This is a genomic window from Streptomyces sp. NPDC001373 (genome assembly GCF_042895815.1).
Classification (GTDB): Bacteria; Actinomycetota; Actinomycetes; order Streptomycetales; family Streptomycetaceae; genus Streptomyces.
Window position 1 is genome coordinate 15,915 of record NZ_JBIAWQ010000020.1, and the last position, 16,787, is coordinate 32,701.

The following is a 16,787-nucleotide window of genomic DNA, read 5'->3' on the forward strand; positions in this document are numbered from 1 at the left end:
GGCCCCCGCCGCTGCTGACTGAGTGAAAATACGACCGCCGCCGCCGTCCGGGTGAGGAGCTCGGGCGTACGGGTGAACGAGTTGGCTGGATACGATGCCCCGAAACACGCGGATGACACACGGGGGAAGCGGATTGTTCGGCATCGTCAGACCTTGCACGCACCGGCTCGGCGACCGGTTCAAGACGGAGTGGATGGCCCATCTCTGCGGTCTGTGCCTGGCACTTCGCGGTGACCACGGCCAGTTCGCGAGGATCGTCACGAACTACGACGGGCTGCTGGTCTCCGTTCTGACGGAGGCTCAGTCGGGTCCGACGCCCGGTGCGCGCCGCACCGCCGGACCCTGCCCGCTGCGCGGTATGCGCACGGCCCCCGTCGCCAACGGCGAGGGCGCCCGGCTCGCCGCCGCCGTCTCGCTGGTGCTCGCCTCGGCGAAGGTCCGCGACCACGTGGCGGACCGGGACGGCCTGTTGGCCCGTGCCCCGATCGCCGCCGCCGCCCGCCGGGTGGCCCGGGGCTGGGACCGGGCCGGCGCCCGCACCGGGGCCGCGCTCGGCTTCGACACGGCGGTGCTCGTCGACGCCGTGGACCGCCAGGGCGGCATCGAGACCCTGGCCGGCCCCGGCACGCCCGTCCTGGTGGTCACCGAGCCTACGGAGACCGCGACCGCGGCCGCCTTCGCGCATACCGCGGTCCTGGCGGGACGGCCAGGCAACGCCGCGCCGCTGGCCGAGGCCGGACGCTACTTCGGGCGGCTGGCGCACCTGCTGGACGCCGTCGAGGACCAGGCCGCCGACGCCGCCGCGGGCGCCTGGAACCCCCTCACCGCGACCGGGACCTCCCGCGCCGAGGCCCGCCGGCTGTGCGACGACGCGCTGCACGGGATCAAGCTGGCGATGCGCGAGGTGGAGTTCGCGGACGCGGGGCTCGCCCACCGGCTGCTGGTGCACGAGCTGCGCACCTCGGTGGACCGGGCCTTCGGCACGACCTCCTGCGGGCACGGCCACGCCGCCGCGAACTCCGCGGGGCAGGGCTACGGGCAGCCCCCGCAGGGCTACCCGCCGCAGGGCCACGACCCGTACGCCCCCGGCGGCCACGGGCAGGGCGGCCCGTACGGCGGTGCGCCGTACGGCCAGAACCCCTACGGCGGCGCACCCCGGTACGCCCCGGGCGGCCCCGGCACACCGCCCCCGATGGGCCCCGGCGGCCCGGGCGGCGGCGGGGGCGGGGGCGGCGGCTTCGGCGGGCTGCCCCCGCAGAAGCCGCGCCGGGGGCTGCTGCACGGCTGCGCGGTGGCCATCGGACTGTTCTGCACCTGCCAGATCTGCTGCACCGACTACGAGGGCCCCTGGTCCCGCAAGAAGCGCGACGCCTGGTGCGACGACTGTGACTGCGACTGCTGCAACTGCGACGGCTGTGACTGCTGCAACTGTGACGGCTGCTGCTGTGACGGCTGCGACTGCGACTGCGGCTGCAGCTGACACGGCGTCCGCCCCGCACCGGGCGGACGGCTGAGGCCGTGTCAGTCCACCGCTTCCACAGGCCCGGACGGCGTACGGGGGGATTCCCGTCCGGGCCCGCGTGGAAGGGTTGTGCGGCATGGATGACGACGAAGCGACCACAGCCTGGCAGCGGTGGCACGAGCAGCGCACGGCCACCGTCTCCGCCCCCTACGGACCCCTTGCGCTGACCGGCACCCACTGGATCTCCCCCAGGGTGCCGGAGGACTTGGAAGGTCGAATTCCGGCCGTTCCGGGGCGCTGGAGCGCCACCGCCGACGGCGTGGTGGTGAGCGCCGCCGCGGAGGACGGCCTCCGGCTCGACGGCGGGCCCCTGGCCGGGGAGGTGTGCCTGGGCGCCGACAAGGGCCCGCCGGCCGGCTCCCGCCTCGCCGCGGACGGCGTACGCCTGGTGGTGATCCGGCGCGAGGGGGAGTGGGCCGTGCGCACCTACGACCCCGGTTCCGCGGCCCGGCGCTCCTTCCGGGGCATCGAGGCCACTCCCTACGACCCCGCCTTCGCCCTGCCGGGCCGGTTCCGCCCGTACGGGGAGGACCGGACCGTCCAGGTCGAGAACGCCGACGGCCGCACCCGCGGCCTCGGTCTGGGCGGTGAGCTGCTCTTCGAGCACGGCGGAGCCCGCCATGCCCTCCAGGTGGCCGTCGACGGGGACGACGGCAGCCTCTGGGCCGTCTTCGCCGACGCCACCAGCGGCGGATCCAGCTACCGGTTCCGCTTCCTGCGGCCTGGCGTCCCGGATCCCGACGGGGGCGTCACCGTCGACCTCAACCGCGCCCTGCTGCCGCCCTGCGCGTTCGCCGACCACTTCATCTGCCCGTTCCCGCCGCCCGGGAACACCCTGCCGTTCGCGGCCGCCGCTGGAGAGCGACGGCTGAAAGGCGCCCTTGCCGCCGGTAACTGACGCCATGACACTCCGGTTCAGCGTCATCCGGCGGACTTGTCAGGGGCACGGCGAAACGTTCGGCCGACGGCCGTGCGCCCGCCGCGCCCTCCCCCCGCCGCCCAAGGGCTCCGGCACCCCCACGACCGCCGGGCCCCAGACCCCCTCCGGGAGGACGTGAAGTGAGGATCAAGAGCACCACCCGACTGCGGCTGCTCGCCGCGGCCACCGGCCTCGCCGCCGCGGCCGCGATCGCCGCCCCCACCGCCGCCAGCGCCGACCCCGCGGACACCGGCTTCAGCGCCGCCCGGCTCGCCGCCGCCGGCGCCTCCGTCCTGCGGGCCGACGTCGCCGGCACCGCCTGGCACACCGACCCCGCCACCGGGACCCTCGTGGTCACCGCCGACTCCACCGTCACCGAGTCCGACCTGGCCAGAATCCGCCAGGAGGCCGGGCCCGACGCCGCCGCGCTGCGCATCGAGCGCACCCCGGGCAGGATCACCAAGCTGCTCTCCGGCGGCGACGCCATCTACGCCAGCAGCTGGCGCTGCTCACTCGGCTTCAACGTCCGCAGCGGCGCCAACTACTACGTCCTGACGGCCGGCCACTGCACCAAGGGCGCGGGCACCTGGTGGACCAGCGCATCCCACACCACCACCATCGGCAGCACCGTCGGCTCCAGCTTCCCCACCAACGACTACGGGCTCATCAAGTACGCCAGCAACAGCCCGGTCCCGCCCGGCACCGTCGGAAGCCAGGACATCACCAGCGCCGTCGACGCCACCAACGGCATGGCCGTCACCCGGCGCGGCTCCACCACCGGCATCCACAGCGGCTCCGTGACCGGCCTCAACGCCACCGTGAACTACGGAAACGGGGACGTGGTCTACGGCATGATCAAGACCAACGTCTGCGCCGAACCCGGCGACAGCGGCGGCCCGCTCTACTCCGGCAGCCGCGCGGTCGGCCTCACCTCCGGCGGCAGCGGAAACTGTTCCTCGGGCGGCACCACCTTCTTCCAGCCCGTCACCGAGGCCCTGAGCGCCTACGGCGTCAGCGTCTACTGACGGCCGGCCCCGGCGCAGGCCCCCTGGACGTCCTCCCGCCTTCTGGGAGGATGTCCAGGGCGTCCACGGGGGAGGAAGCTCGTATGCAGCGGATCGGCGTGACCGGGCACCGGTCGATTCCCGAGGCGGGCCTCGCCCACGTCGAGGAAGGCCTGCGGAACGTGCTCGGCGGCCAGCCGGGGCCGCTGGAGGCCTTCTCCAGCCTCGCGGACGGAGCCGACCAGCTCTTCGCCGCCATCGCCCTGGAACACGGCGCCGAGCTCACCGTCGTCATCCCCAGCGGGGACTACGAGGAGACCTTCCGCGACCCGCACGCCCTCGCCGCGTACCGGCGGCTCAAGGACCGCGCCACCCAGGAGGTGGTGATGGCCTTCCCCCGTTCGACCGACGAGGCCTACTACGCCGCCGGCACCTACATCGCCGAGACCTGCGACCGGCTCGTCGCCGTCTGGGACGGCCTGCCGGCCCGCGGGCACGGCGGCACCGGCGAGATCGTCGCCTACGCCCGAGCACTGGGCAAACCCGTCACCGTCATCTGGCCCGAGGGCGTGGCCCGCGACTGAACCACGCCCCCGCCCGCGCCGCCCGGACCGCGCGGGCCCGGACCCAGCGGTCAACTGCTGTGCCGCGCAAGCCAGTCCGTGTGCTGCGGCGACACGTACCGCTCCGTCTCGTACACCGCCGACGGCCACTGCGACTCCGTGATCGTCGTCTGCATCACGACCATCATCGCCGACAGGTCCTGCTCGATCAGCGTGTGCGCCTCGATCAGCGGATGGTGGCGGCGCACCTCGTTCCAGGCGATCGCCGCCGCCGCGGCCGCGCTCGTCAGCCCCGCCGCGGCCGACGCCCCCGGACCCGAGCCGAACGCCCCGAACAGCGCGAACAGCAGCCCCAGGCAGGTCAGCAGCACGATCGTCCACGACCACAGCGCCGTCGCACGCCGCGAGCCCTCCGCCCGGCGCTGGTACCAGGTGCGCTGCTCGATCAGCCGGTCCCGGACGTACGTCTCCCGGCGCACCTGGTACTCCAGCCCGCGCAGCCGCTGCATCGCCCCCGTGATCTCCGCTCCCTCCGGCAGCAGGCCCGCCGTCCGCGGATCCTGCCAGCCCATCTTGCGCAGCTCGTCCAGCCCCTTCTCCAGCCGCGCCCGGTACACCTCCTCCGGCCCGGCCACCTCACTGCCGAAGGGCGCCCCGTGCACGGCGTACCGCCACGCCAGCGACTTGATGAACTCGGCCGCGCTCCGGTTGAGCTGCCACTGCGGACGGGCCCGCCGCCGCGTCGCCCGTACGCCCACGGCCAGCACCCCCGCGTACGCCAGCGCGCCCAGTGCTGCGAACACGTGCAGCCCGCCGACCCCGGGCCCCGACGGGAGGGCCGCCGCCCCCGCCGCGACGACCAGCAGCACCAGCTGCGCCCGCGTGGCCTGCGTGGACTCCCGCTGCCGGGAGACCGCCGCCTGATCGGTGTGGTGGAAGAGGGCCGGCAGGTCCTCGTTGCGAAACGTCATGCTGTCGGTCACGGCGCCCCCTGCGCTCGTTCCCGGGCGGCGGGACCGCGAAGCCCCGCCGCCCTCCGTCGGATCACACCGCGAGCGGCTCCAGGTCCCGGTGGACCCGCCGCTCGTCCCGGGCGTACCGGGTCAGACCGTGGTCCTCCCCGAGCAGCCGCGCCAGCTCGGACACCGCCTCCGCCCGCACCCTCGCCGCCTCCTCCTTGCGGCCCATCATGTCCAGGCTCACCGCCATGTTCGACGAGCTCGCCAGGGTCTCCGGGTGGTGCGCCCCGAGCGCCTCGCGCAGCCGCACCACCGCCTCCCGCTCCAGCTCCAGGGCACCCTCCGGATCGCCCAGGTCCGCCCGTGCGTTGGCCAGGTTCAGGTGCGCGAAGACGGTGTGCGGGTGGTTGTCGCCCAGCACCTCCCGCATGCTGCGGATCGTCTGCCGCAGCAGCTGCTCCGCCGTCTCCGCCGAGCCCGCGCCCCAGTGGAACACCGCCAGGTTGTTGAGCGCGGCCAGGGTGTACGGGTGCTTCTCGCCCGGCACCTTCATGTACTCGTCCACCACCTCCTGCGCCAGGTCCCGCGCCGCGCCCGGATCACCGGTCGCGAACAGGTCCGAGGCCAGGTTCAGCTCGCAGGCCAGCAGGTCGGGGTTGACCGAGGTGTACTTGGCCCGGTACCGGTTGCGGGTCGCCGTCGTCAGCCGCAGGGCGTCCTCCAGCTCCCCGGCCCGGCGCAGCGACACCGCCAGGTTCTTCGCCGCCGACAGCGTGCCCGGGAAGGCCCGGCCCAGCGTCCGCTTGTAGATGTCGTACGCCCGGCTCAGCAGCTGCACCGAGTCGTCGTACCGGCCCACCTCGCGCAGGTCCCGGGCCAGGTTCTGCGCCGAGGACAGCGTGTACGGGTGGTCCGGGCCCAGCACCTCCGTGCGCCGGTCGAAGACCTCCTGGTCGATCTCCCTGGCCCGCGCGTACTGCCCGACCATGCGCAGGTTCAGTGCCAGGTTGTTCGCCGCCGCCAGGGTGCGCGGGTGCGCCTCGTGGAAGATCTGCCCGAAGCCCTCGTGCGCCGCCGTCGCCAGCTCCATCGCCTCGCCGTACCGGCCGAGCGCGCCCAGGTCCATCGCCAGACCGCTGGTGGTCATGTACGTGTGCGGGTGCGAGGGGCCCAGCGCCGCCCGCTGCCGCTCCAGCGTGACCTCGTCCAGCTCCTTCGCCTCCACGAACCGGCCCTGTGAGCGCAGGATGTTCGACAGGTGGAAGCGCAGGTACAGGTACTGGAGGTCGTCGCTGCCGAGCATCTCCCGCCACGACTCGCGCAGCTCCTCGCCGAGGGTGTACGCGGCCTTGAAGTCACCGCGCTTCCACAGGTAGCGGACCCGGTCGATCAGCAGCCGGCGGGTCTCCGGCTCCTTGCAGAACCGTGCCTCGGACGGGTTCAGGTGCGGCCAGATCGTGTTGAACCTCGGCCACGTCGCCGGGTTGTCTATCGGCTCGTCGTCGTCCGGGCGGGCCCCCGCCAGGATCCGGTGCACCGCGTGCCGGGCCTCGCGCTGCTCCTCCTCCGACAGCTGCGCCCGGATCACGGCCTGCACCAGCCGGTGCACCTGGATGCTGTTGCTGACCTGGTCGACCTTGGCCATCGCGAACCGGCCGATCTCCCGGATCACCCGGCCCAGCACCAGCTTCTCCTGGAGCGAGGCGTCGTACGGCTTGAGCGCGTCGATCATCTCCTTGCTGTACAGGAGGTTCGCCGAGATCGGCTCGGGCGCGAAGAAGGCGCACAGCTGGAGCAGCCGCACGGCGGCGGGGGAGCGGGACTGGAGCCGCTCGATCGACACATTCCAGGTCGCGGCCACCGGCTGCGGGTACCCGGCCGGCTGGTTCAGGCCCAGCACGCGCGCGGTCTGCTCGGCGAGCTGCTCCAGGTACGCGGACACGGGCGTCGCCGTCTCCGCGATCCACGCCCCGGCCTGCTCGACCGCCAGCGGCAGGTCGCCCACCGCGACGGCCACCTGCTCGGCGTCGTCCTTGGTGAGCCCCGGCGCGCGGCGCTGAAGGTGCTCGACGGACTCCTCGCGCAGGAACACGTCCACCGGCAGCGCGTCCCCGTACTGGGACCAGGACTGGTTGCGGGAGGTCACCAGCACGTGCCCCGGGCCGCCCGGCGGGAAGAACCGCTTGAGCGTCTCGGGATCGTCGGCGTTGTCGAAGACCAGCAGCCAGCGCGAGGACGGCACCCCCCGGCGCAGCAGGTCGATCGCCTCCTGGGAGGCGGCCGCCATGTTCTCGCCGGTCTGCGCCCCCAGGCGTACGGCGAGCTCCGCGAGGGCCGCGACCACGTCGTCGGTCTGCTCCGAGGAGATCCACCACACCAGGTCGTAGTCGGCCATGAACCGGTGCACGTACTCCAGCGCCACCTGCGTCTTGCCGACGCCGCCCAGCCCGTACAGGGTCTGCGGCTGCGGCAGGACCACGGCCATGCCGCCGCCCAGCTGGTCGCGCATCCGCTCCAGGACGATGCTGCGGCCGGTGAACCCGGGGTTGCGGGGCGGCGCGTTCCAGATCTTCGGGACCGTCCCCGGGAAGCGCGGGCCGGGCTGGGAGGTGCCGGCGACGGTGTCCGCGAGGGCCATCGGCCGCTCCACCGCCCGCAGCAGGGCGGCGGTCGCGTGCACCTCGTCGAGCCGGAACAGGTCCACCGGGTTGCGGTCGATGTAGGGCGTGGCCAGGCGCACGTCGCCCACCCGCAGCGGTATCAGGTGGCGCCGGCCCCCGGTGGGGTCCTCGGCGGCGGCCCGGTTCCACACCTCCACGGCCCGGGCCGACTTGAGGTAGGCGCTGGAGAGCAGCACCACCGTCCGGGCGGCGGTGTCGACGCCGATGCCCGTCCCGCCGCCCAGGGTGTCGCCGGCGCCCTCGGCGGCGGGCGGGCGCTCCGCGGAGACGTCCTTGGGCACGACCCGGAAGCCGGCCCGGGTGAGCACCGACTCGATCCAGTCGGCCCACATCCGGTTCTCGGCGACGTAGGAGAGGAAGAGGTCGGCGGGCAGGGCCGGACGGCGCCGGGTGAAGGCGTCCCGGATCCGCAGCCGCACCTCCTCGGTGATCACCGGCATGGAGGTGACCTCGCCCGCGGTCACCACCGCCGTCAGCCGCTCGAAGGCGGAGAGCAGCGAGTTGGTGAGCCCGGCCTCGTCGCCGAAGGTGGCGAGGGTCTCCTCGTAGGCGTAGTAGGGGCGGTACGGGATCTCCACCGCGCCCCAGTAGGCGGTCAGCTCGTCCCCGACGAGTCCGCCGGGGAACCGGTCGAACTTGATCCGGGCCAGCGCCCGTCCCGCGTCGGCCTTTTCCTTCTCGCCCTCGTCGATGCGCATCGGCACCGGGTAGATGGTGATGCCGCGGTCGCCGAACCGCTCGTCGATCTGCCGGGCGACGGAGGCGGCACCGTCGATGGACTGGTCGGACAGGGTGAAGCAGTCGACCAGGACGTCGGGGAGGTGGACGGTGCAGATGTCGGCGATGTCGGAGAGGCCGGTGCGGCTGTCGATCAGGACGTAGTCGTAGTTCCGCTTCATGTCCGTCCGCAGGGCGTCGAAGAAGAGCCCGCCGCCGAGCCGGTCGTAGAAGTTGTCCCAGTCGAAGGTGGACACGGTCGCCGAGTACTCGCGGTTCTGCCGGCCCGCCGAGACGAAGTCGAGGGTGCCCCCGTCGGGGAAGTCCCAGCCGAGGGTCTCGGGGTTGAGCGAGACGGCGTGCGGCTGTATCCGCGCGTAGTCCTTGTGCCAGTCGGCGGCGCGCTGCACCGGGCTGGTGGCGGCCCAGGCGTACTCGCTGATCAGGTCGATGACCCCGGTGGTGGCCCCGAGCGTGGAGGGGTCCAGGAAGGGGTGGAAGAACCGGTGCAGGCCCGGGGCCTCCAGGTCCCAGTCCACGGCGAGGACCCGCTTGCCGTTGGAGGCGAGGATCCAGGCGGTGTTGGCCAGCGCCATCGTGCGGCCGGTCCCGCCCTTGTACGAGTAGAAGGTGACGATGCGTCCGTCTCGGCTGTCACGACTGGCTGTCATCCGCGTCCCCCCGGTCGGTCTCGGTGCTGTCGTCGGCTGCGTCGCTTCGGTCCCGCCCGAGCCGGTGCGCGGTGGGCGGGAAGGGGGCCGGTGGCGGGTCGCCCATCCCCATCGGCCCGACCAGGCGCCGGCGTTCGGTGGGGGTGTGCCCGGCCGGCGGGTACGCCTGGGCGTGTCTGAGGAATTGCTGGGCGGCGGCCTCGACCACCTGGGGGAGGATCTGCCCGAGGGTCTCCAGGCTGGCCACGCCGTTGGCGGCGGCCCGGCAGGCGGCCCGGCCCTGGCCCATCTTGACCGGGAGGGTCTCCTCCAGCCGGCGCGCCAGCTCGTCCTCCCTGGCCCGGCTCTGGTGGTCGTACCGGTTCCACGGCACCACCACGTTGATCCACGGGCGGTGCTCCTGGTCGAAGGCGGCCAGGCGCTGGCGGCGGTGCTCGTCCTCCACCGCCCAGCGGTCGACGATGAGGATCTCCGGCCGGGTCGGGGGCTGCTTGCTGTCGAAGTGGCCGGCCTCGTCGTCGAAGGAGGACAGCGTGGTCTGGTAGTTGAGGTTCTTGACCAGCTCCTCGGCCACGTACGCGACGGGCCGCTGGGAGGTCGGGTGGTACGGGTTCCACTCCAGGGCGCTCTCCCCGTAGTACTCGGGGCTGCGGCCCTCCGGCAGTTCGTGCCGGGAAGCGGCGGCCACGGTGACGTGGAGGGTGCGGGCGGACGGCCCGCCGGGGCGGGCGCCGGCCGGGCCGAAGGCGCTGGGCACCACCCGGTAGTCCAGCGGGCGGACGGGCTTCAGGCGCACGTTCTCGGCCACCCCGACGATGTGGCGGGCCAGTTCGTACACGGCGTGCTCGTACTGCTCGGCGTAGCCGCGCAGTTTGATCAGGCCGTACAGCCCGTCGGTGACGTAGCGCTCGCCGAAGGTGCTGTGGTTGAACTGCAACCGCTCGGCCGGGAGCGGAAGTTGGGAGGGCGGTACCGGCACCCACAGGGCGGGGACGATGGCCTCGGTCTTCTCGTTGCTGGTGGCGCCCACCTGGATGGCGCGCTGGGCGAAGGCGAACCACTCCTTCCCGCACATCTGGCTGGCGAAGTAGCGCGGCGAGAACAGGGGGACGAAGACCCGGCAGGTGGCGAGGGCCGCCCCGAGCCGTTCCGACCAGCCCTCGCCGTTGCGTATCTCGCGGTCCATGAAGCCGACCTCGGAGCCGGCGGGCAGGCTGGTGAGCGCCATGATGTGGTTGCAGAGATCACGGAAGAGCCGCTCCACCCACATGTCCGGGTCGGGTCCTCCGGGCCCGAACCTCGGCGTATGCGCATAACTGAGAAAAAAGTACGGCTGCACTGATGCGGGCACACGACCCCCGTCCCGAAGATGCGAGCGAAGGAACATCATTCCGGAGCTCTTCCGTCACATCCCCTCCTCGTTCAGTCAATCAGCATCTGTTTTCGGTCATCCAGGCCTGGGCGTGATCGACGGCGTCCGCGATCGAGAACAGAACGGCGGGTGCCCCGCCCACCTTCCCCCTGCGCAGGAGCGAATCCGGGAACGCCCGGCCGATCTCCGCGAAATCGCTGTCGTCCAGGGCGACGTCCTCGTACCTGGTCCACTCCCCCTCGTCCCCGTGCCCCCGCCGCCCGTCCGGAAGGTTCACCTTCACCACACAGTCGTACATGCGCAAGGGGGGCTTCGGAATTCGGTACTCCGCGAGATGGAAGGCGGTGCACGCCGAAAATCCCACATTGATCATGAGTACCTGTCCTCCCTCCCAGCACAGTTTTCCCAGGGGCGAGTCCTCGCCCAGATGGCATTCCAGCCGGTGTTCCGCGCAGATCCGCCGCGCGTCCGCCCCGAGCGCGGCGAAGGAGGTCTGCGGATGGCCGCTGCGGGCCGCGCCCGGCGCGGTGCGGACCGCCTCGGCGAAGGCGCCCACGCCCTGGCTGGGGGTGCGCTCCGGGTCGAAGGCGGGCATCCGGGCGCGGAAGGCCGCCACCGCGTCCTCGTCGAGGCCGGCGATCCGGGCCAGGTGGGCGGAGGAGGTGAGGGAGTTCTCCGCGGTGAAGGCCGGGACCACCAGGGTGCCCTGCGGCCCCAGCACCCCGGTGAGGGCCTCGCGCAGCGTCCCGGGGTGCAGGCCGGTGCCGCCGAGCGCGGCGTGGACCAGCAGACGCCGGCGCGGGCGCACGCCGAGCAGCCGCAGCTGGACCGCCAGGGCGAGGGGGCCGGTCACGTGTCCACCGCCTTCAGCTCCCAGCGCAGCTCCTCCACCAGCCGCTTGCCGGTCACCGTCAGCTCGGCCGCCTCCGACAGCCGGTCCAGGGCCCGGTGGAGCCGGTCCGCGCCGCCCGGTTCCTGTGTGGTCGTGGCCCGCCGGTAGGCCTCCACCGCGACCCGCTCGTGCACGTCGGCCAGCAGCCGCGACACCGGCACCGGCCGGGTCCGCCAGGGCGAGGGGTGCTGCCAGGCGCCGTCCAGCGCGTACAGGTCGGCCACCTCGGTCAGCGCCCGCAGCCGGGCCCGACGCCGCCCGGTCAGCAGCGCCAGCGCGGTCTCCCGCACCCCGGCCGCGTACGGCACCCCGAGCGCGCCCGGCCCGTGCCGCCCGGCCTCGCCCCAGCCCTGGGCCCGCGGGCCGCCGGCCAGCGGGGTCAGGGTGCTCAGCCCGGCGGCGGCCGCCCGCGCGAGCTCGGGGACGGTGCGGTGCAGCAGGGCCCAGGCCGCGTCGAGGCGGCGCCGCCACGCGTCGGCCTCCCCGGCGCCGAGCCGCAGCCGGGGCGGGCGGGCGAAGCAGTTGCGGTACGGGTCCAGGTCCTCCAGGGCCACCGGGGGCTGCCCCGGCCCGGGCCGCCAGGTCCGTACGGGCAGCCAGCGCGCGTCGCCCGCCGCCGGGCCGAAGCGGTGCTCGGTGCGGCCCGCCCGGACGACCGCGTACTCCTCGCCGGTGGCGTGCAGGGCGGCGCGGCCCTCTGTACCCGGCTCCCCGAGCCGCAGCAGCCCCAGGGTCGGCAGGTAGACCTCGCCGTCCCGGTAGGTCACCTCGGCCGCCGGCTCCAGCCCGCCGCGCAGCACGGCGGCCGCCGCGAGCGCGGCCAGCCTGCGGGCGGCGGCCGGGGCGTCCAGGCGCCCCTCGCGGGCCGTGTCGAGGGCCTCCAGCACCCAGGTCCGGGTGAACGGGTGGTCCAGTACGGCGTCCAGCGCCTCCGGGGCGGCCTCCTCGGCCCCGGTCAGCACCTCCCAGGCCCGCGCCCACTCCGGATCGGCGGCGAGCTCGCCGTTCAGCCGGGCCAGCAGGGCGCGGGTCAGCTCCTCCTGGGAGCGGGCGAGTTCGGAGGGGTCGGCCAGCTGCGGGGCGGTCTCCCGGGCGGCCGTCCGCCCCTCGACCCCCTCCACCAGTTCCCGCAGGTCGGAGCAGTAGACGGAGGGGTTGTCGAAGCCCGGGCCGTCCGGGCCGTCCTCCCGGTAGCGGTGGGTGTAGAGCCCGCCGCCGCACGAACGTACGACAGGGCAGCGGCGGCACGTCGCGCTGACGCCCGCCAGCCCCAGCTGCCGGGCCCGCACCCCGGGGTGGGCCGCCACCCGGTCGAAGGCGTGGTCGAAGACGTTGAACCCGGTGGCGGCCGCCCCTTCGAAGGCGCTCTTGAGGGAGTCGACCTGCTCCAGCGTCCCGTCGGTCTCGACGACGACCAGGTCGGTCGGGGCCAGCCCCAGGGACTCCGTCAGGCTGGGCCCGCCGCGCAGCGTGGACAGCAGCGACTCGAAGAGCCGCACGGGCACCGGCCGTCCCAGCCGCTCCCAGTGGTCGAAGACCCGCAGCAGCCAGCGGGCGTACGCGTCGGGCGCGCCGCCGGGCCGCTCCGGCGGGGTCTGCCAGGTGGCGTGGGGGAGCAGGAAGTCCACCCGCGGCGGCTCCAGCGCGACCAGGGCGTCCAGGACGGCGACCGGGTCGTTGGCCACGTCCACGGTGCACAACAGGCCCTGGTACAGGTGGCGGTAGGGCTCCGAGCGGAGCAGGCCGACGGCCCGCAGGACCAGCGGGTGGCTGGAGCGGCCGTCCGCGAAGCGCCGGTGGCGGTCGTTCGCCGCACGGTCCCCGTCCAGGGAGACGCCGACCCGGACGCCGTACTCGGCGAAGAGGTCCAGGTAACGGGGCCCGAGCTGGAGCCCGTTGGTGTGGACGCGCAGGTCGAGCTCGGCCGTCCCGGCGAGCGCGCGGGTGAACTCCTCGCACACCAGGCGGAGTCGGTCCGGGCCCGCCAGCAGGGGTTCCCCTCCGTGGAGGATCACCGTGACGGAGGGGAGTGCATGGTCACGGGCATGTTCGGCGAGCCGCGACGCGGTCTGGGAAATGACCCCGGGGGAGATCACTTTCGGCCGGGCTCGCCAGCTCTGATCAGCGTGTTCGTAGACATAGCAATGATCACAGGCGAGATCGCATCTGCTGTGGACTTTCAGGACGATCTCGCGAAATGCGATCAGGCCGGTCATTCCACCAGTCTAGAGCGGTTACTCCGCCGTCAGAGCGCGGAGTTGAAGATCGGTGCCTGCGCGTGACGGCCGGATTCCGACGGCAGTACCCGGCCGAGGGCCGCGGCCACCCGCGCGCTGCGAATGTCGATCTTGTCGAGGGGGACCCGGCGGTCCTTGACCGCACTGGTCGGCGGGGTTGCGGAAGTGTTCATGGCACCGTCCTCGGGGAGGTCAGATGAAACGGGGAGGAATGATGCCGGCGCGCCGCCGGCATCTGGCTGGGACTTTACTCGCCTGCACCCCATTGGCAACCGAGACATGACGCCTGGTCAAGCGTTCTATAGAAAGAGTGGGGGAATACTCGAGATGCCGCACGCGGCCGTTCGCCGCCCGGAAGGGCCCCGTTCCCCGGGGGTGGCCGACGGGTGTCCCCTGCCCGTCGGTAGCGTGGACGGATGCCCACGTCAGACGCACTCCCCGTGATCCTGCTCCTGTCCGGAAGCCTGCGCGCCGGCTCCGTCAACGAGGCCGTGCTGCGCACCGCCGAGGCCGTCGCCGCCGCGTCCGCGGCCGCCGGGGCCCCCGCGCCGGTGGCCGCCGTCCGCTACGAAGGCCTCGCGCAGCTCCCGCACTTCAACCCCGACGAGGACACCGACCCGCTCCCGGCCCCGGTGGCCGCGCTGCGGGAGGCGATCGCCGGGGCGGCGGCGCTGCTGGTCTGCGCTCCGGAGTACGCGGGCACCCTGCCGGGCTCGTTCAAGAACCTGCTGGACTGGACGGTGGGCGGTACCGAGATCTCCGACAAGCCCGTGGCCTGGGTGAACGCGGCCGCCCCGGGCCGCGGCGGGGGCGCCGAGGCCACGCTGCGGACGGTGCTCGGCTACACGGGCGCCGCCGTCGTCGACGCCGCCTGCGTACGGATCCCGGTGGACCGCGGCACGGTGGGCGCCGACGGGACGATCGCCGACCCCGCCGTCCGTGCACGCCTCGCCGAGGTCCTGGCCCTGCTCGCCGGTGCGGCGGGGGAGGGGTCGGCGGTCTAGGCGGGCTGCTGCTCGCCCAGGGAGGGGTCGGGGAGCTCGCGCAGCAGCCAGGTGAGGACGTCGGGCAGCGCGCGCAGGGCCGCGAAGTGCGCGGCGTCCGGGTCGATGGTGGTGGTGGCGCCCGGGATGCGCCGGCCCAGCCAGCGCGCGTGGCCCACGGGGGAGAACACGTCGAGCTCCCCGTGCCAGATCAGCACGGGGCAGCGGATGTCGGCGGGGTCGAACCCCCAGGGGCTGCTGGCGGCGAGCATGTCGTCGATCCATCCGAACGCCGAAGTGCGCACCCCTTCACGGTAGTTGCGCAGGAGCATCGACCGCAGGCCCGCGTCCGAGACGATCATCCGGTCGCTGGCGGTCAGCTCCCGGCGCAGCTCGTCCAGCAGCCGCCCGGGGTCCCGGGCGATGCCGCTGGCGCGCGGGATCAGTCGGGCCGTGAGCTCCTCGGGGTCGACGGCGGCGGTGGTGTACTCCCGCACGTTCGAGGCGGCCATCCCCGCGAACCAGTCCAGGTCCTCCGCGTCCCGGGGCGCGAGGGGCACCAGGGCCGCCGTCCGCGTCACCCGCTCCGGCAGCAGCGCGGCGCAGGCCAGGGCCCCGGGGCCGCCACCGGAGCGGCCGGCCACGGCGAAGGTGTCCACGCCGAGGGCGTCGGCGACCGTGGCCACGTCCTGGGCCACGTCGGCCACGGTGCGCCCCGGATGCCGGTCGGAGCCGCCGTAGCCGGGCCGGTCGTAGGCGATGAGCCGTACCCGCCGCTGGTAGAGGACCATGCCCCGCGGGGCCGGGCCGAGCCTGCTGCCGGGCATGCCGTGGAGCAGGAAGACCGGCTTGCCCTCCGGGTCGCCCCAGTGTTCCGCCATCAGGACGCGTCCGTCAGCGGTGCGCACTTCTTCGCGCACGCGCTCCCTCCCTCACGTCAGGCGCGAGCAGTCAGGGTGATTGTGCTCCCGGGGCGGGCGATGCGATAGGGCGCGAAGGGGGCCTTCAGGGGCCGGAAGGGGCGGACGCGGCGCCGGGCGTCCCGTCGGGCTCGTCGGGCAGGCCGCTGCCCACCGCCGCCCCCGGCCTGCCGTGGCGGGCGGCCCCGCAGACCAGCGTGACCGCGGCGCCGGCCACCGCCCAGGCGGCCAGCACCAGCATCGGGCCGGCCGCGCCGTTGCCCCGGAAGTACGTGAGGGAGCGGGCGGCGTACGTACCGGCGCCCGGCGGCAGGGCCGGACCGATCGCCCGCCAGAACGGCGGCAGCAGCGGGTACGGGTAGGCGCCGCCCGCGCTCGGGTTGCCGAGTACCACGACCAGCAGGATGGCCAGGCCGATGCCGACCACGCCCGCCAGCCCCTGGAGGGCCAGCGTGAGCGCGCCGACCGCGAAGACCACCAGCGTGCCGAGCCCCCACAGGGCCATGACCGGGCCCGGCAGCGCGCCCAGCACCGGGCCCGCGACGACCGTGCCGAGCAGTCCGGCGGCGATCGAGTACAGGAGCAGCACGCCGAGCCGGATCACGGCGCGGGCGGAGTTCGCGGGCCGGGCGCCGGCGCTGATGGCGAGGATCGCGGCGCACAGGTAGCCGCCCACGCACCAGCCGATGACCAGGTAGAAGGAGCTCAGGCCTCGGCTGTCGCCCTGGCCGGCGGGGGCCACGTCGACGACGACGACCCCGCGGCCCCGGGACTTCTCGGCCAGGCCCACGATCTGCTCCAGGGCCTGGGAGAGGGAGGCCCCGGCGCCGCTCGCGACCAGCAGCCGGTCGTTCGGGCGGGCCGGGTCGACGATCAGCGCGCCGTCCACGTCCCGGTTCCCGACCTGCGCGAGCGCCGTCGCCTCGTCCGCGACCGGCCGCGGGTCGAGCGGCTTTCCGGGCAGGGCGCCGAGCCGCTGCGCGACCTGTGCGGCGACCGGCTCCGCGGGGGCGGCCACCGCGAAGGGGATCTCGCTGGGCTTCGGGTGGTGGAAGGCCCCGATGTACGAGGTGACGAAGGCCAGCTGGAGGGCCAGTACTCCCAGGACCAGCACGGCGGCCCGGACGGTCACGGCGTCCTTGACCTCGGCGAGGAATCCGCCGGACGGGCCCGGATCGGTGTCGGTGGGCCCGGTGGGCCGGGTGGGCTGGGTCATGCCCCCACGCTCGGCGCGCCGGGGACCCGGCGCAGCAGGGGCGGACCGAATGGATGATCGAACACATGTTTCGCACGGATATTCGAATTGCTCTATGGTGGACGAAGGGGGGAGGCAAGAAGGTCGAGGGA

13 protein-coding genes are annotated in these 16,787 nt (G+C 73.9%); 5 read left to right on the plus strand and 8 right to left on the minus strand.

Features of this window, described 5'->3' with window-relative positions; genetic code table 11:
- The first annotated feature begins 133 nt into the window (after positions 1-133).
- From ACFY15_RS30810 to ACFY15_RS30825, 4 genes are all read left to right on the plus strand, one after another.
- The gene (locus ACFY15_RS30810) at positions 134-1,480 is read left to right on the plus strand and encodes a DUF5685 family protein (protein ID WP_390689924.1); all 1,347 of its coding nucleotides are present in this window, start codon (positions 134-136) and stop codon (positions 1,478-1,480) included.
- A 118-nt stretch (positions 1,481-1,598) separates the two neighbouring features.
- Positions 1,599-2,420, plus strand: a complete 822-nt coding sequence (locus ACFY15_RS30815) for a DUF1684 domain-containing protein (protein ID WP_390689925.1) — start codon at positions 1,599-1,601, stop codon at positions 2,418-2,420.
- A 161-nt stretch (positions 2,421-2,581) separates the two neighbouring features.
- Positions 2,582-3,466, plus strand: coding sequence for a S1 family peptidase (locus tag ACFY15_RS30820; protein ID WP_390689926.1), 885 nt, complete (start codon positions 2,582-2,584; stop codon positions 3,464-3,466).
- An 83-nt stretch (positions 3,467-3,549) separates the two neighbouring features.
- Positions 3,550-4,029 carry a hypothetical protein gene (locus tag ACFY15_RS30825; RefSeq protein ID WP_390689927.1) on the plus strand — a complete coding sequence of 160 codons (480 nt, stop codon included), beginning with the start codon at positions 3,550-3,552 and terminating at the stop codon, positions 4,027-4,029.
- Between the two features lie 50 nt (positions 4,030-4,079).
- Here the strand turns inward: ACFY15_RS30825 and ACFY15_RS30830 are convergent, their stop codons facing one another.
- From ACFY15_RS30830 to fxsA, 6 genes are all read right to left on the minus strand, one after another.
- Positions 4,080-4,979, minus strand: coding sequence for a DUF4231 domain-containing protein (locus ACFY15_RS30830; RefSeq protein WP_390690003.1), 900 nt, complete (start codon positions 4,977-4,979; stop codon positions 4,080-4,082).
- A gap of 73 nt (positions 4,980-5,052) precedes the next feature.
- On the minus strand, positions 5,053-9,036 hold the full coding sequence (gene fxsT, locus ACFY15_RS30835) for an FxSxx-COOH system tetratricopeptide repeat protein (protein ID WP_390689928.1): 3,984 nt from the start codon (positions 9,034-9,036) through the stop codon (positions 5,053-5,055).
- A complete protein-coding gene (locus ACFY15_RS30840; protein ID WP_390689929.1) occupies positions 9,020-10,426 on the minus strand; it encodes a TIR-like protein FxsC in 1,407 nt (468 codons plus the stop codon). The genes fxsT and ACFY15_RS30840 overlap by 17 nt, the downstream gene beginning before the upstream one ends.
- Positions 10,427-10,466: 40 nt before the next feature.
- Positions 10,467-11,261 carry an aminoglycoside N(3)-acetyltransferase gene (locus ACFY15_RS30845; protein WP_390689930.1) on the minus strand — a complete coding sequence of 265 codons (795 nt, stop codon included), beginning with the start codon at positions 11,259-11,261 and terminating at the stop codon, positions 10,467-10,469.
- A complete protein-coding gene (gene fxsBH, locus ACFY15_RS30850; RefSeq protein WP_390689931.1) occupies positions 11,258-13,516 on the minus strand; it encodes a radical SAM/SPASM protein FxsBH, inactivated beta-hydroxylase extension form in 2,259 nt (752 codons plus the stop codon). Before fxsBH ends, ACFY15_RS30845 begins: the two co-directional genes overlap by 4 nt.
- Positions 13,517-13,545: 29 nt before the next feature.
- Positions 13,546-13,710 (minus strand): FxSxx-COOH cyclophane-containing RiPP peptide, encoded by a 165-nt coding sequence (gene fxsA / locus ACFY15_RS30855; protein WP_390689932.1) that lies wholly within the window; start codon positions 13,708-13,710, stop codon positions 13,546-13,548.
- A gap of 243 nt (positions 13,711-13,953) precedes the next feature.
- Between fxsA and ACFY15_RS30860 the strand changes: the two genes are divergently transcribed.
- Positions 13,954-14,541: an NADPH-dependent FMN reductase gene (locus ACFY15_RS30860; protein WP_390689933.1), complete on the plus strand. Its 588-nt coding sequence runs from the start codon at positions 13,954-13,956 to the stop codon at positions 14,539-14,541.
- Here the strand turns inward: ACFY15_RS30860 and ACFY15_RS30865 are convergent.
- Positions 14,538-15,440, minus strand: a complete 903-nt coding sequence (locus ACFY15_RS30865; RefSeq protein WP_390689934.1) for an alpha/beta fold hydrolase — start codon at positions 15,438-15,440, stop codon at positions 14,538-14,540. The genes ACFY15_RS30860 and ACFY15_RS30865 overlap by 4 nt on opposite strands.
- Positions 15,441-15,525: 85 nt before the next feature.
- Positions 15,526-16,656, minus strand: coding sequence for a DUF3533 domain-containing protein (locus ACFY15_RS30870; RefSeq protein WP_390689935.1), 1,131 nt, complete (start codon positions 16,654-16,656; stop codon positions 15,526-15,528).
- Between the last annotated feature and the right edge of the window lie 131 nt (positions 16,657-16,787).